Genomic DNA, 15,230 nt, shown 5'->3' with positions numbered 1-15,230 from the left:
CCCTGTGGGAGAGTAGGACGCCGCCGAACTCCTTTTACGGGAAAGCCCCGTGCCCTTGTGGCACGGGGCTTTTCTGCGTTTACGGTCGGCTGCCCAGGAGCGGCATGCGCATGTCCATCAGCGCGACGTCCGGGCGATGCTGCTGAACGAGGTTCAGGGCTTCGAGGCCGTTGCCGGCCCCGCCCACGTCGGACCGGGGGCGGGAAATGGTGTTTGCCCAGGTCGGGCGGCGGGGGCAGGATCGGCGGATGGAACATGTGATTCGATCCGTGCGCGCCGACGAATGGCCCCTGGTCAAGGAGTTGAGGCTGGCCGCTCTGCGGGATCCGGCCGCGTCCATGGCGTTTCTGGAGACGTACGAGCAGGGCGCGGCCCACTCCGACGAGTTCTGGCAGGACCGTGCGCTCGGGGCGTCCACGGCCGGGAGCGGTGACGTGCGGCAGTTCGTCGCCGTCGCGCCGGACAGGCGGTGGGACGGTGGTGTCACCGTGCTGATCGAGCGGCCGGACGCGGAGGTGCGGTTCGGCGAGGCGGTCGACGTCCACCAGGCGCATCTGGTCGGCGTGTTCGTACGGCCCGGGGCGCGGGGCACGGGCCTGGCCGAGGAACTTCTCCGGGCCGGGACGGATTGGGCCTGGTCGCGGGCGGAGCCGCGGATGGAGCGGGTGCGGCTGTATGTGCACGAGGACAATGTGCGGGCGGCGGCGTTCTACCGGCGGATCGGGTTCACGGCGACCGGGCGATCGGTGCCCGTGCCGGGCGACCCGTCCGCGCGGGAGCTCGAGTACGCGGTGGAGCGGGCGGTGTAGGCGGTTCGGTTCGTGATCGTTGGCGCTTCCCTGGCCGGCCCCCGTTCTCCCGTCAGCGTGAGGCGGTGAGTTCTTGGGTCCAGCGGGCGCGGGCCTGTTCCTGGGAGCGGAGGAGGGCCAGGGCCGGCAGCCCCATGGCCTGGCCGGTCGCCAGCAGCTCCGGGAGCCGGGGGAGAGGGGCCACCGCGGCGACGTCGTCGAGCACCAGCGTCATTGGTGGGTCGAGCCGACCGTCGGATGACCGTGCGGCCATGCGGCGGCCGTGCTCGACCACGTGTGAGGTGAGTGCCGTGAGCAGGGGCATTGCTCCTGGTCCTGAGCGGGGGTCCTCGATCGGTTCACCCACCACATAGAGGGTGCCCCCCTCGGCCGCGAAAGATTCCAGCGCGAGCGAATCGGCCCGGTTCGGCGTGCATGCCTCCCGGATGTGGACCGACGAGAATGCGCCGAACGCCCGAACCGTCAACTCCTGTGCCATTTCACGACGTTCGGGGTGGGCGGTCAGCGCCGACTCCAGCAGTCCGGCGAGTCCGGAGGCAGCTTTGGGGTGGATACGGAGCAGGCGCACCGGCTCGTGGGCGCTGCCGCCCAGTGCCCAGCGGTGGACCTGGCGGAAGGGTCGGCCGTCGATGGCGGCGGCGTGTAGCCAGCACTGTAGGAGCGTTTCCGCGGTGTCGGCGGTCGCCGCGTCGATACGGGCCTGCGGTCGGACCGGGGCCAGGAGCGCGGTGGAGCGGGCGGCGGCGGTGTCGGGCTGTTCGCAGCCCGCGGTGGGGGACCAGTGCAGACGGGCCGGGGTGTCGCAGAGGTGGCCCGGGTCGTAGACGAGAACCGGGCCGAGCTTGGCGCGGGCGTCCTTCGTCTCGGCCCAGACGGTGGGGTCGGAGGTGACGACGAGCGCGGGGCCGGCGGCTTCGAGGATGGCCTGGACGACGGTGGGGCGGCGCGTCGCGGCCGGTCCGTAGACGACGAGGGGGGCGCGGGGAGAGGGGAGCGGGGAGAGGACGGGGGCGGGGGCTTGGGTATCGGGACCGGCTTCGGGGCCGACTGCGGCTGGGGTTTGGGCTTTGGAGAGAAGGGTAGTCTCGGCCGGCGCGTGCTCCGTGGGGGCGGTGGAGGCCACGGGGGCAGGGGTGTGGATCGGAGCAGGGGCAGGGGCCTGTGCCTGGTGGTGGGGTTCCTGCTGGTGCCGGGACCGTACGGAATCGCCCTTGTCCCCGACCCTGTCCGCGTACCGCTCACTCCGCTGTCGCGCCCGTACCGCCCGCCAGCGGGCCACCACGCCCAGCACGAACACGGTCAGCACCAGCAGCACCATCAGCTCGCCGATGAACAGGCCCCAGAAGAGCCCGTACCCGGAGAACTCGCCCGCCGGAGTGTTCGGCCAGGCGGCCGGGAGGTCGTGCGGTGCGGTGACGAGCCGCCGCATCGCCAGGGGTGTCTCGGGGAGCGTGACCCCGTCTGGCCAGGCGCCGTGCGCGAACAGTCCGGACAGACCGGTGGCCGTCCACGCCAGCAGCGTCAGCCCGAGCAGGAAGGCCAGCAGACCTATCAGCAGGCCGTCCGGGATGCCGCCGCTGCCCCCGCTGCCGCCGGTACGTTCCTCAGCGCGCCCCGCCATGTCATGCCACCGTTGACTCGGACGACTCGTTCAGCCGTTGCTGGTGTTCGATCCGTGCCGCGCGCTGCTCCGCCTCCAGGTCCGCGGCGCGTACGTCCTCGGGGAGGAGCTCGGTGGCGGAGGACTCGGTCATCGCGCGGTCGGTGAAGACCAGGGGGCGTTCCGCCTCGGTGATCAGGTGTTTGACCACCTGGACGTTGCCGTTGACGTCCCAGACGGCGATGCCGGGGGTGAGGGTCGGGATGATCTCGACCGCCCATCGGGGCAGGCCGAGCACGCGGCCCGTCGCTCTGGCCTCGTCGGCCTTCTGGGCGTAGATCGTGCGGGTCGACGCCATCTTGAGGATCGCTGCGGCCTCGCGGGCCGCCGCTCCGTCGACGACGTCGCTGAGGTGGTGGACGACGGCGACGAACGACAGGCCGAGCCTGCGCCCGAACTTCAGCAGACGCTGGAAGAGCTGCGCCACGAAGGGCGAGTTGATGATGTGCCAGGCCTCTTCCACCAGGAAGATGCGCTTCTTGCGGTCGGGCCTGATCCAGGTGTGCTCCAGCCAGACGCCGACGATGGCCATCAGGATCGGCATCGCGATCGAGTTCCGGTCGATGTGCGAGAGGTCGAAGACGATCAGCGGGGCGTCGAGGTCGATGCCGACGCTGGTCGGTCCGTCGAACATGCCGCGCAGGTCACCGTCGACCAGCCGGTCCAGGACGAGGGCGACGTCCAGGCCCCAGGCCCTTACGTCGTCTATGTCGACGTTCATCGCCTCGGCGGACTCGGGCTCCGGGTGGCGGAGCTGGTCGACGATGTCGGTCAGGACCGGCTGCCGGTCGGTGATCGTTTCGTTGACGTACGCGTGGGCGACCTTCAGCGCGAAGCCGGACCGCTCGTCCAGGCCGTGCCCCATCGCGACCTCGATGATCGTACGGAGCAGGGCGAGCTGGCCGGTGGTGGTGATCGAGGGGTCGAGCGGGTTGAGCCGGATGCCGCCGTTGAGGGCGGCGGTCGGGTCGAGGCGGATCGGGGTGAGGCCGAGCTCCTGGGCGATGAGGTTCCACTCGCCGACGCCGTCCTCGCCCTGGGCGTCCAGGACGACGACCTGGCGGTCGCGGAAGCGGAGCTGGCGGAGCACGTATGTCTTCTCCAGCGCGGACTTGCCGTTGCCGGACTCGCCGAGCACCAGCCAGTGCGGGGCCGGCAGCTGCTGTCCGTACAGCTGGAAGGGGTCGTAGATGTAGCCCTTGCCGGAGTAGACCTCGCGGCCGATGATCACGCCGGAGTCGCCGAGGCCGGGGGCCGCGGTGGGCAGATAGACGGCCTGGGCCTGTCCCGTCGATGTGCGGACGGGCAGTCTGGTCGTCTCCACCTTCCCGAAGAGGAAGGCGGTGAAGGCGTCCGACAGCGCGGACAGCGGATCTCGCATGGCGTGACCGACCTCCCTTTCGGTTCTCTCGGTTCTCTCGGTTGCTGTGCGGTGTGTGCTGAGCGGTGTGGTGCGGTCTGGGGCGGTGCGCTGCGGTGCTGAGCTGCGCTGATGGGGCTAGCGGCGGATGCCGGTGGCGAACGGCAGGGTGTTCACGAAGGCGCGGTGGTGCTCGCGGTCGCACCACTCCAGCTTGAGATACGACTTGCCGGCCGAGGCCCGGATCGTCCGCTTGTCCCGGGCGAGGGCCTCCGGGGAGCGCGACGACACGGTGATGTACCCCACCAGGTTCACCCCGGCCGCGCCGCTCGCGAGATCTTCACCCCGCTGGTCGAGCCGGCCGTGTGCGGCGATGTCGCGCGGGTCGACGGTGCGGTTCATCTTGGCCTGACGGCTGGCTTCCGCCTCGTCGTTCGTCTTCTCGGTGAGCATCCGCTCGATGGCGACCTCGGTGGGTTCGAGGTCCATGCAGACCGCGACCGTACGGATCACATCGGGCGTGTGGACGAGGAGCGGGGCGAGGAAGTTGACGCCGACGGGGGTCATCGGCCACTCCTTCACCCAGGCCGTGGAGTGGCACCAGGGTGCGCGGGTGACCGACTCGCGGGTCTTGGCCTGGAGGAACGTCGGCTCGACCGCGTCCAGTTCGGCCGGCCAGGCGTTGCGCTTGGTCATGGCCTGGATGTGGTCGATGGGGTGGTCGGGGTCGTACATCGAGTGCACGAGGGAGGCGAGCCGGCTCTGGCCGAGCGGCTGGCGGACCCGGATGTCGGCCTCGGCGAGGCGGGCGCAGATATCGGTGAGCTCGCGCGCCATGACGACGGCGAGGCCCGCGTCCCGGTCGAGCCTGCGACCGGCCTGGGGGCGGGCGGCGCGGGCCATGGCATTGGCCTCGGCGGCCAGCTCCCGGGTGTAGTGCATGCAGGCCACGAGGTAGGCGCGGTGCTGTTCGCTGGAGGTGGAGACCATGGACTGGAGCTGGTCGTACGACTCCTGCAGCCAGCCCGGCGACGCCTTGTCGCCGCGCTGGGAGACGTCCTTGGCGTGCGCGTCGGGGTCGGCGGGCAGTGTGCGGGCGAGCATCTGAATGCGGGTCACGAAGCCGTCACCGTTGGCGACATGCTTCAGCAGCGTGCCGAAGCGGTCGACGAGCGCTTCCTGGTCCTCGCTGTCGCGCAGCCCGACGCCGGGGCCCTCGATCTCGATCGCGGCGGTGACGGTGCGGCGGTCGGCGTGCAGGAGCACGGCGATCTCGTCCGGGCCGAAGGGGGCGGCGAGCCAGTTGATCCGGCCGATGCCGGGGGGCGGTCCGATTTCGACCTCGCGCCCGTCGGCGCCGACTCCCGCCTCCATGGCGGCGGAACGATAGGTCGTACCGCGGCGCAGGGAGCGCTTGTAGCTGCGGTTGATCTCAAACCATTTGTAGAAGGTGCGGTGCTTGTACGGGAGGTACACGATCGCCAGGGCGAGCAGGGGGAAGCCCGTGAGCAGCACGATCCGCAGGGACAGGATCGGGACGATCAGCCCGCTCATCATGCCGAGGAACGCGCCGACGATGATCAGGGCGATCTCGCCGGTCTCGCGGTTCTTGCCGACGATCGCGTTCGGCCGGGCCCGGCCGATGAGATACGTACGGCGGGGCGCGATCGTGTGGGACTGAGTCGTCAACGCCCTCCACCTCCCGTGCTGTTGTTACCTGAACTGCCTGATCCGCCACCTCGGTGGGAGCGGCTGCCGTGCGGGGTGCCGGAGGTCGGCCCCGATCCGCTGCGCGGCGGAGGTGCGGCGGAGGGGACAGATCCGCCGCCGACTCCGCTCCCGCCGGAGTTGCGGGAGCTGTGCGCGGCGACACCGCCGCTGATCGCGTTGGCGGGCCGGCCTCCGCCTCCGCCGCTGTCGCCGCTGTTCTGGCCGCTGCGGCTGCTGTGGGTCTTGATGCCCTGGGAGACCAGAGCGGCGGGGGAGCTGATCATCGCGGCGGCCTGGGAGCCGTCGGTGGCCTGCTTACGGTTGGTGCGGGCGCCCTGGATCTCGTCGCCGAAGCCGGGGACGAACCGGTAGATCATGGCGGAGGCGAAGATCGCCAGCAGGATGATGGCGAGACCGGACACGACGGCGGAGATCGCGTTCGGCCCGTCGTTCTGGGAGAGCGCACCGGCCAGCCCGAGCACGACGGCGATGACCGGCTTCACCATGATCACCGCGATCATGATGCCTGCCCAGCGCCGGACGTGGCCCCACATGTTCTTGTCGACGAGCCCCGCGTAGACGACGGTGCCGAGCAGGGCGCCGACGTAGAGCAGGGCGGCCCGGATGACGAGCTCCAGCCAGAGGATGCCCGCGGCGAGGATCGACACGAGGGAGACGACGATCAGCATGATCGGTCCGCCGCCGATGTCGGAGCCCTTCTTGAGGGCTTCGGCGAACGACCCGAAGAAGACGTCGGTCTGCCCGCCCGAGGACGTGGCGATGACGTCGGTGACTCCGTCGGTCGCGGAGACGACCGTGTAGAGGATCAGTGGAGTGAACGCGGAGGCGAGGACCGTCAGCCAGAGGAACCCGATGGCCTCGGAGATTGCGGTGGTCAGCGGCACCCCACGGATCGCCCGCTTGGCCACGGCGAGCAGCCACAGGACGAGCGTCAGGACGGTGGAGGCGGCGAAGACGATCGCGTACTGCTGGAGGAACTTGGTGTTCGTGAAGTCGACGTTGGCGGTGCCCTTCACGGCCTCGCTGAGCTTGCCGACGATCCACGCGGCGGCGTCGGCGCAGCCGCGGGCGAGGGAGGAGAGGGGGTCGAGGGAGTTGTCGAGGGTGGAGGGGGCGTTTGTTTTGGGGGCGCCGGCGTCGCCGTTTTCGCAGTAGTCCTTGGCGGGGCCGCGGATCAGGTCGCAGGCATTGTTGCTCTTGCTGGGGGACGGGCTCGGAGAGGGCTCAGCGAACGCGCGGCTGGCCAGCAGTACGAGAGCGACCTGCAGACTGGCTGCTGCCGCAGTGAGTGAAAGGGCTCGGCTTGATCGTTTACCGGGCATAGGTGAACCCTCCGAACTGTTCCACGGCGTTGGCCATTTCCTCCGCAGGGGAAGCAGCCTGGTCACGGCCGACGGGGGTGGGGCCGTCCTTCTGCGTGAAGTCGGTGATCTTCCAGTCTCCGTCGATCCACGCCAGTTCGAACGTGTTGGTGAACCAGCTTTCGGAGACGGGGTTCTTGGAACCTTCACCGGCCAGCCCGAACAGAGCTGAGTACCAAACGGCGACGCTTGCGGAGTCCCCGTTGAACTTCACGACCTTGGTGCCGACCGGGTTGGAGCGCGAGATGAAGGTGAGCCCAGCTGGCGCGGTGCCATCAGCGTTCAGCCCAATACTGGTGAGGAAGTCCTGACCGGAGTACACCCTGTCCAGGTCGCCCTGGCGAGCGGCGGCGACCTCGGGGGCGTATACGGCGGTGACGACCGTGCGGCGACGGTTCTTGTCGAACATGTCGGCCGAGCCGAGTGCTACGGCGTAGTTCGCCGCAGCGCTCTGCGCCCCCTGCTCGTCATGGGCGAACCCCGACGGCATCGACCCGTTCTTCCCCGTCACCGGCTTCGTCCCCGTAGCCGCCGTGGACGACGAATCCGGCTTGCTTCCACCGTTCCCCGAGCCGCCGTCGTTGCCGTTCCCGCCGCCTCCGCCCATGTTCGCGAACGCGATAGCCGCGATCAGGAGGACAACCACGCCGACCACTGTGACCAGGGAGCGGGATTTGCGGGCGGGCCAGCGGGGGGCGCCGTAGCTGTCGCCGCCCTCACCGTCGGGGAGGCGGGTGCGGGTCTGGCGGGTACCGCCGATGGTGCTGTATCCATCGTCCGTACGGCCTGAGTCGTTGCCGTAGCCGTTGTCGTCGCCGAGACTCATGCCGCGTACGCCCCCTCAACCGTTGCCTGAACCGGGTAGTACGACGGTAGCCGTGCGGGTTTCCGCGCGGACGCGGTGTGGTGACTCGACATCAGGGAGACGCAACCTCTGCCGGTGGGCACGACGGATGGATGGTGTGGGGGTGGGCGGGACTGCCCCTGGCGTGGAATGACAGCCGGTCAGACGGCCATTCCGTAGACGATGGTGAACAGGGTTCCAAGGGATCCGATGATGAACACACCGGTCAAACCGGCAACGATCAGCCCCTTGCCCTGCTCCGCGCTGAACGTGTCGCGCAGCGCCGTCGCGCCGATGCGCTGCTTCGCCGCACCCCAGACCGCGATGCCGAGGCAGAGCAGGATGGCGATGGCCATCACGACCTCGATCATTACGCGGGCCTCGTTGCCCAAGGTCCCGAACGGCCCCCAGTTCGGGGCGATTCCGCCGATGATGGTGGTGATGTCGCCCTTTTCAGCTGCCAGGATCATGTAAGTCACCGCCCCTGTTGGGTAGTTCATTGCCCCTGCCACACGGCACGGGTCGCTCTCTATCTTCGCTGATGAAACTGCTCTCGTACGACGGCTTGGCAGCTCTCTTTACCCGGATCTCGCACATTTGGCCGGTCCGGCCGTCCTGACCTGCGGATCGAGATGGTGTGTGACCGAATATGTATGGTTACTCTGTGTATCACGGGGTGTGACCCCGGGCAATGATTGCCATCCCGCCACCCTGGCCGAGAATTTTGCGCATGCCCTGGTCAGCGCGCCGGGCCTGGTCGGAGCAGGCAGCGGTCAGAGCAGTGGATGGCGGGGAACGGGCGGTCGGGGCGGCGTGGTCCAGGTGGGCGGCGGCCGGAAATCGCACCAGGTGCCGTCGAAGGGAAACGTTCCGGCCTCGGCGAGCCGGGCAACCGAGGCGCCCTCGTCCCGAATCGCGGACGCCTCGGCGGCCGTCCAGTAGACGGGGTGGCCGGTTTTCTCGGCGAAGGACCTCTCGTCCTTCCACTTCCAGGTCCGGTCCGGTGCCACGTTGATGTCGAGTTCGTGATCGGTGATGTCGATGTCGTCACCGTGATGGATCCGGCGCTCCAGATTTACGTACCAGCCGCGGAACTTCCGTCCACGCCCGAAGAGCCAGAGCACCGAGTGGGCGGCGCCGGTCGGCTGGTAGAAGAGTGCGTTGCCCATCGGCCAGCGGCCGGCGACCACCGGGTAGCCGCGGGGCGGGCGGTCGTCCGGGGCGATGTCCCGCAGATGTGCCCCGCGCGGAAGCTTCGTACGCCACATCGGTGTGCCGCTCTCCATCCACACCAGTTGGCCCGCTTCGGTGCGCTCGACGAGGCGTACGGGCACCGACGCACTCAGGTGGCCGCCGATGAAGAAGTTCCAGCGGAGGATCCTGCCCGGCTCGTCGTTCATGCCGTTGATCATGCCCGCGCCGCGGCGACCGAACACGTTGTCCGATTACCCGACCTGGAACCCCTGCCCCGGAGTCACCGGAGCTGGTCACCTGAGCCGCATCCGGGTGCGCTTGTGCCTCAGTCGGTGATGATGCCGTGGGCGGCGAGGACCTCGGCCTTGAACGGGACGCCCAGTCCGCAATTGCGGGCGCCCACGATCCGCCGCAGGTTCGGCAGCAGGTCGAGGTCGTCGAGCGAGCCCAATGTCAGTGCCGCCTGCCAGACTCGTACACATGACCAGCAGCACCGGAACTCCCGTTCCGCTCCCGGCCAATCACCGCATCTCCGAGACGTACGTCGACTGGGCGCGCGCCCGGGTCCCCGGTGCCGAGGCCGACGCCCGTGACGTGCTGGCGCAGGCGGACCGTGGCCGACACAGGGCCTGGGAGAAGCCCGGACGGTTCGTGGACGAGGCGGGGCACCTGGCCCGGGGTCTGCCGGCCGCCCATCTGCCGTGGTTCTGGGACACCATCGGGCACTGGATGCTGGAGACGCACCGCCGTTCCGCCGCCCGCGCGTACGGGTACGCGCGCGCTGCGGAGCGCACCCACGGGCTGCCGGTCGACCCCGACTGGCGGTGGGCGAACCTTCAGCTGTTCGCCCGGTTCGGCGCGCTTCCCGCCACCGAGCTCGGCGGCGCCCCGGCCTGGTTGGCCCAGGTGTTCGAACCGGGCGACGCGCACCGCGAGTTCGTGCGGCTGCTGGCCGTCTGGGCGGCGTCGCCGGGCGAGCTCCCCGCCGATCTGGCCCGCCGGGTGCGGGATTCCGCGCGCGCGGCCGGTCTCGGCGCCGAGGAGGAGGCGCGGGTGCTGGGCGGGGTGCTCGCGTCCGCCCGCGGAAAGGCCGTGCCGGACCGGCTGCTCGACGCGGCGCTCGGCTCGCTCGCCGCTCACCCGCCGGCCGACGACCGGGCCGCCGCCCTGCTCGACCTGTTCCCCGAGTCGAAGAACCACGCTGCCGCCTGGCTGCGGCTGCTCCTCGGCTGCGGGGCCGCGGACGCTGCCGCGGCGGGCCGGATCGCCCCGGAGGGCGGCCTCGGCGAGTGGCTGCGGCGGTACGCCACCCAGTACTCCCACCGCACCGTCGCCGGTGGCGGGGTGACCCGCCAGGCCATGCCCGCCGAGCTGTTCGACCTGGTGGCCCGGTTCGCGCCGTTGCTGAAGGAGGACGGCACTCCGGTCCGGCTCCACGAGGACCGCTACCAGTGGCCGCATCTGGACGCCGACCTGCTCGACGTCTGCCTCGCCGAGGGGATTCCGGTCCACGACCCCGGCCCCACCATCTCTCTGGAGTTCTGGGACAAGGACGCGCAGCGCGACCTCAGGGCGCTTGCCGCAGACCCCGTGTTCGGCTCCCGGCTCGAAGGCACGGTGCACGCCGGGCTCCGGTCCCAGGGAGGCTCCGCCATCAGCCGGCTGCCGCACAATCCGGGCATTGCGGCCGAGGTGCACGGCCGGATCGAGAAGCTGCTCGACAGGCTGCGCGGCGGCGGGCTCGCCGCCGCCGACGAGGCCGTCGAGGAGCTGCACGGCCTCCTCGACCGGCCCACCGCCATCGCCCTGGACGGCATCGAGGAGGCTCTCGACACGCTGGATCTCACCGGCCCGCTGGCCCGTGCCCTGCGTTCCGGCCTGCCCGAGGAGCTGGGCTGGACCGCCCTGGAGGAGGCCCTCGCCGAATTCCGGCCGGACGAGACGGTGCACACCACCTGCACCTGGCCGGTGCTCACCGTGTACGGGGAGACCCGCGCGTTCGCCGTCGACTACGCGGGCCGGCGCGGCGAGCACACCCTGGAGCTGCCGGAAGGCGCCGGCCATTCCACGGTGCACTGGGTCGGCGGCCAGTTCCTCGTCGCCTGGACGGGCTCGGGCAACGAGAACGGGACCAGTACGGCGTACTGGTCCGACAGCCCCGCCGACACGTTCGAGCCGGAGCAGTCCTACGGGCTGCGCCCCTACGGCGGCAGCATCCAGGGTGGTCTCGGCTACCAGTTCCAGACCCCGGACGGCGGCGGCCGGTTCGACGGCGAGAACGTCCTGCGCCCCGGCGACACCACCGGCATCGGCCACCACGACTACCAGATGTACGACGGCCGGGACTTCTGGAGCACCGAGGTGTTCAGCGAGGACCACGGCAGGGGATGGGCCCGCCTGGACCCCGCCACCGGTGTGCCCACCGCCGACCGCACCCTGCCCGACTTCCACCGCCCCGACACGTTCCCGGACGGCATCAGGCCCTTCCCCGACCACCGCATCCTCGCCGAACTGCCGCCCGGCGCCCCGCCGTCCCCGCTCGGCCAGGACGGCCGCCTCACCGGCTGCCGGGTCAACTACCGCACCCCGTACGCAGGTCCCTCACCCCGCGAGTTCGTGCTGGAGTCCACCGACGGCCGTACCGCGTCCTACCGCACCACCGTCTGGGGCCGCCGCCCGTGGGGCATCCTCGCGCTTCCGGCCGGTGGCGAGGACGCCGTCGTGGTCGGCAGCACCACCGTCCGCTGCCATGCCGCCGAGGACAACTCACTGCTCTGGCAGGTCCGGGGCTTCCCCGGCAGCCGCCACCGCGGACCCGTCCGGGCCACCCTCGGTGAGCAGGCCGGGCCCGTACCGCCGCCCGCCTTCTGGCACTTCCTCACCCCGCGCGACGAGCCCTCCTCCCGCGCTCTGCGCGCGGTCACCGACGAGGCCGTCCGCGAGCTGCTGCGCTCCGGCACCGAGGACGCACTGCCCGGGGTGACCGATCCCCGGATCCGGCAGGGTGTCGCCCATGCCGTCCGTCTCGCCGCCGATGTGCTGCGCCGCCGCCGGGAGCTGTCGCACCGGGTGGCGGTCATGCGCTCCGGACCGGTCGTCGAGCTGCCCGACCCGGTGCCCGACACCCGGCTCGTCCCGGCCCTGCACGGCCTGCTGGCCCGACTGCGGGCGTACGAGGAACGGCCGCCGCAGCCGCAGCCTGCCCTGCTCACCGCGGTCGCCGTCGACGGCCGGTATCTGCGCGGCGAGATCGACGACGAGGTGCGGGTGCTGGCCCTGCCCGCTCCTCCGCCCGAGTGGGCGGTGCTGACCGGCCGGACCGACGCCGTGGCCTGGCGGGCCACCGTCGCCGCCACCCCGGACGAGCACCGGCAGGCACTCACCGCGCTGCTCGACGTGTGGAGCCGCCAGCCGTTCGCGGAACGGGGCACCACCTGGCGCACCGGCCGCGCCCCCGAGCCCCGGACAGCCGAACTCCGCGCGTCCGGCGCGCCGGTGGCCTCCGGCCCGGTCCGCAGCGACCTCGCCCCCTTCCTCCAACGGGCCGCCGACCCGGCGCCCGCCGATGCCGAGGAGTGCGAGACCCGCACCGTCGTGGGTGACGACACCACCCGGCTCCCCCGCCTGCTCGCCCTGCTCGCCGAACGCGGCCCGCTGCCCGTGCCCGAGGAAGCCGTGGACCTGTTCCGGTGGCGTACGGGGGTGCCGCGCGCGATCGCGGCCCTGGTTCTCGACGGCTTCGCCGGCAGCGACGACTACGCGGCACACCTGAAGCTGTGCCGCGCCAAGCCGTACAAGGCCGACCGGACCACGGTGTACGCATACGACGAGATAAGGGGGCGTCTCGGCCCAGCCGGCCTGCACGCCGTGCTCGCGTCCGCCGTCCCCGCCGACCCGGCGGACCTCTGGGCCCCTGGTGGCATGACCGCCGCCGCGGACCGGATGGCCGCCGAATGGTCCGAACGGCTCGCGGTCACCCCGTACGCCGACGATGGCAGCCATGCCGCCGCGCTGGCCAAGGATCACGGCCTGCCCGGGACCTGGGCCACCGCCCTGCTCACCGGACGCCTGGCGGAAGCGCCGCTGGACGCCGAGGGGATACGGTCCGCCGTCACGGCCCTCACTTGGGCGTTCGGCGAGCGACCGGTGGGCGACCCGGTCGTGGAGGGTGCCCGCCCGCTGCTCGGCCGGATCACGGACATCCCCGCCGATCAGCTCACCGCCCTGCGTGCTCTGGCGGACCGCTCGGCAACCACCCCGGTCCCCCTGGGCCAGTACGAGGCCAACCCGCTCTTCAGCGTCCCGGCCCTGGTGGACGAGGTGGCGGCGTCCTTCGGCGTCGGCCGCGACGCGGCGGCCCTGCACCTCCAGCTGCACGCCTTCGACCGCCCGGCCGACCGCACCGTACGCCGCTGGAACACCTGGACCCTCGACCACCACCGCGCCGTCCGCAAGGAACTCACCGCCGCGAAGGCCCCTCGCCCCACGCCGACGCCCCGACCCACCGCCCCTCTGCCCGCGCACGAACGGTTCGCCTGCGCCTGGGCGGAGGCCGGTTCTTCTCCTCGGCGGTGAGGCCCGGCACTAGCCGGCGGTTCGGCGATCCTAAGGGCGCCGTAGGTGCCGTCCGACTCAATATGGACTGCGCGTGTGCGCCGGGCGAGCCGGTCCCCGGCGGTCTGACGGGCAGGCAGAGCGCGCACCCGGACGCAGTCCGTCAGTCGTCCGGATCCAGTTCCGCAGCATCTCCGCGCCCACTCCCGGATCGGCGGCGAAGACCGCCGAGTGCACTTGCATGGTCAGCAGCCAGGACTCCCAGATCTCCAGCATCACCGCGTCCGGGTCCACGACGCAGCGGATGCGCGCCACGTCGAGGGATGTGGTCAGAGTCCCGCTGCTGGCACGATGTGAGGTCCCGATGGTCTGCAGCGAATCGGCCAGGAACTTCTCCATGACGGGGACGGCTGTCCCCATCGCAGCCGTCGGATAGCTCTGGGTGGGACACGCCCATGACCACTGATCTTCCCTGCCAGATTCAGATCTTGGAGTATTCGAGGACCGCCCCAGCGTACGTACCTTTGCCCTCGACTGCGTCCTGGGCTGACGCGACGATCGGCGCCATGGCCTCGGCCGCGTTGTCCGTACCGAACGCGTGGCGGGGAACGACGGTGGTCATGTGTGCCTTACGTGGGGAATTCGCCGCACCAGTTGCGTCCCAGGAGGGTGGCGGGCAGGTAATCGGACTCGACTTCGATGGGGATGCCCGCGTCGTGGGCGAAGCAGGCCATGGCGAGCGGCGCGAGCGCGACGAGGCCCGGGACCAGACCGGCCCGGTCCTCGTGGGACCAGTACTCCTTGTGCCACTGGAGGGCGGCGGCGAGAGCGCGGTTGAAACCGGCGTGGTCGTTGCGGACGACCCGGTGGAACATCTCCATCGGTGGGTAGAGAATCTTGCTCACCATCTCCTGGTCGGCGCTGGTGTCCGAGTCCGCGCCGCCGATGGCGGCCACCAGCTTTGAGCCGAGGTCGTCGCTGCCGAGCCAGTAGGTCTGGAGGGCGTCGATCCAGGCGTAGTCGAACTCCTCGTAGCGTGCGCCGTTCTCCCGCAGCAGGGACAGGGGCACTCGGCACAGGGCGGTGATCCTGTCCCGTTCCCGGCACACCACGGCGAAGTAGAAGGCGGTGAGCCAGGTGCTCGGGGCCACGTACGGCTGCGGGCCGGTGGCCTGGAGGGTGCGGTCCTTGTGCGCGATGCGGCACTGGACGTGGCTCTCGGTTGTGGTCGCGGCGGCGAACGCGGCGGAGCCGAGCTGCATAGCGTTCACCCAGGCGTTCCAGGTGGGGGAGATCGATCCTTGCGGGTCCAGCAGGCAGTGCGCTTCGGCCAGCGTGATGCAGGTGCCGAAGGCCTCGCCCAGACCGGTGGAGTCCGCCTCCAGCCCGTCGATCCACCTGTCAGCGCTCTCCTGGAGAACGGCGATGCCCCCTTCCGCGTGCTCCGTGGGGAAGGGGTGGCGGGGAATGATCGAGACCAACGCGCTTCTCCTCAGAAGAGTTTGAAGTACTTGAGCACGGTCCCGGCATGACCGGTGTTCTCAGGGGCCTGGACGAGGACGTAGCTCGGATGTGGCTGTCCAAGTGCCGGGAGCCTTCGCGGTCAGCTTTGGCAGGATTTGGGACCCTGCTGCCCAATTCGTTCAGGCGGAGAGTTGGTAGTTGAGTCGTTCGAGCCTGCTGTGGCGGGCGCGGTCGAGTGGCCCGGTGGTCCAGT

At 70.7% G+C, this 15,230-nt stretch carries 13 protein-coding genes; 2 read left to right on the top strand and 11 right to left on the bottom strand.

What is annotated here, in order from left to right:
- Window positions 1-248 precede the first annotated feature (248 nt).
- The gene (locus ACFVX4_RS40155; protein ID WP_389987866.1) at window positions 249-809 is read left to right on the top strand and encodes a GNAT family N-acetyltransferase; all 561 of its coding nucleotides are present in this window, start codon (window positions 249-251) and stop codon (window positions 807-809) included.
- Window positions 810-861: 52 nt separating this feature from the next.
- Here ACFVX4_RS40155 and ACFVX4_RS40150 read toward each other — a convergent pair whose 3' ends face one another.
- The 8 genes from ACFVX4_RS40150 to ACFVX4_RS40115 form a co-directional block, all read right to left on the bottom strand.
- A complete protein-coding gene (locus ACFVX4_RS40150; protein WP_389987863.1) occupies window positions 862-2,430 on the bottom strand; it encodes a type VI secretion protein in 1,569 nt (522 codons plus the stop codon).
- 1 nt (window position 2,431) lies between these two features.
- Window positions 2,432-3,850: an ATP-binding protein gene (locus tag ACFVX4_RS40145; protein ID WP_266416378.1), complete on the bottom strand. Its 1,419-nt coding sequence runs from the start codon at window positions 3,848-3,850 to the stop codon at window positions 2,432-2,434.
- A gap of 117 nt (window positions 3,851-3,967) precedes the next feature.
- A complete protein-coding gene (locus ACFVX4_RS40140) occupies window positions 3,968-5,518 on the bottom strand; it encodes an SCO6880 family protein (RefSeq protein ID WP_389987860.1) in 1,551 nt (516 codons plus the stop codon).
- Window positions 5,515-6,882, bottom strand: a complete 1,368-nt coding sequence (locus tag ACFVX4_RS40135; RefSeq protein ID WP_389987858.1) for a hypothetical protein — start codon at window positions 6,880-6,882, stop codon at window positions 5,515-5,517. The genes ACFVX4_RS40140 and ACFVX4_RS40135 overlap by 4 nt, the downstream gene beginning before the upstream one ends.
- Window positions 6,872-7,747: a hypothetical protein gene (locus ACFVX4_RS40130; protein WP_389987855.1), complete on the bottom strand. Its 876-nt coding sequence runs from the start codon at window positions 7,745-7,747 to the stop codon at window positions 6,872-6,874. Before ACFVX4_RS40130 ends, ACFVX4_RS40135 begins: the two co-directional genes overlap by 11 nt.
- Before the next feature lie 179 nt (window positions 7,748-7,926).
- On the bottom strand, window positions 7,927-8,235 hold the full coding sequence (locus ACFVX4_RS40125) for a hypothetical protein (RefSeq protein ID WP_018101695.1): 309 nt from the start codon (window positions 8,233-8,235) through the stop codon (window positions 7,927-7,929).
- A gap of 303 nt (window positions 8,236-8,538) precedes the next feature.
- Window positions 8,539-9,165, bottom strand: coding sequence for a DUF402 domain-containing protein (locus ACFVX4_RS40120; RefSeq protein ID WP_389987852.1), 627 nt, complete (start codon window positions 9,163-9,165; stop codon window positions 8,539-8,541).
- A 119-nt stretch (window positions 9,166-9,284) separates the two neighbouring features.
- Window positions 9,285-9,410, bottom strand: coding sequence for a hypothetical protein (locus tag ACFVX4_RS40115; protein ID WP_389987849.1), 126 nt, complete (start codon window positions 9,408-9,410; stop codon window positions 9,285-9,287).
- A gap of 29 nt (window positions 9,411-9,439) precedes the next feature.
- Between ACFVX4_RS40115 and ACFVX4_RS40110 the strand changes: the two genes are divergently transcribed.
- Window positions 9,440-13,534, top strand: a complete 4,095-nt coding sequence (locus tag ACFVX4_RS40110; protein ID WP_389987846.1) for a hypothetical protein — start codon at window positions 9,440-9,442, stop codon at window positions 13,532-13,534.
- Between the two features lie 57 nt (window positions 13,535-13,591).
- On the opposite strand, the gene ACFVX4_RS40105 is transcribed toward ACFVX4_RS40110, so the two are convergent.
- The 3 genes from ACFVX4_RS40105 to ACFVX4_RS40095 form a co-directional block, all read right to left on the bottom strand.
- Entirely contained in the window at window positions 13,592-13,933 is a 342-nt protein-coding gene (locus ACFVX4_RS40105) for a hypothetical protein (protein WP_389987843.1), read from the bottom strand.
- Window positions 13,934-13,994: 61 nt separating this feature from the next.
- Window positions 13,995-14,135, bottom strand: coding sequence for a hypothetical protein (locus ACFVX4_RS40100; protein ID WP_389987841.1), 141 nt, complete (start codon window positions 14,133-14,135; stop codon window positions 13,995-13,997).
- A gap of 7 nt (window positions 14,136-14,142) precedes the next feature.
- The gene (locus ACFVX4_RS40095; protein WP_389987838.1) at window positions 14,143-14,994 is read right to left on the bottom strand and encodes an immunity 49 family protein; all 852 of its coding nucleotides are present in this window, start codon (window positions 14,992-14,994) and stop codon (window positions 14,143-14,145) included.
- Between the last annotated feature and the right edge of the window lie 236 nt (window positions 14,995-15,230).

It is taken from the genome of Streptomyces sp. NPDC058240, from assembly GCF_042882135.1.
Taxonomy (GTDB): domain Bacteria; phylum Actinomycetota; class Actinomycetes; order Streptomycetales; family Streptomycetaceae; genus Streptomyces.
This window is presented reverse-complemented; position numbering and strand designations above follow the sequence as displayed.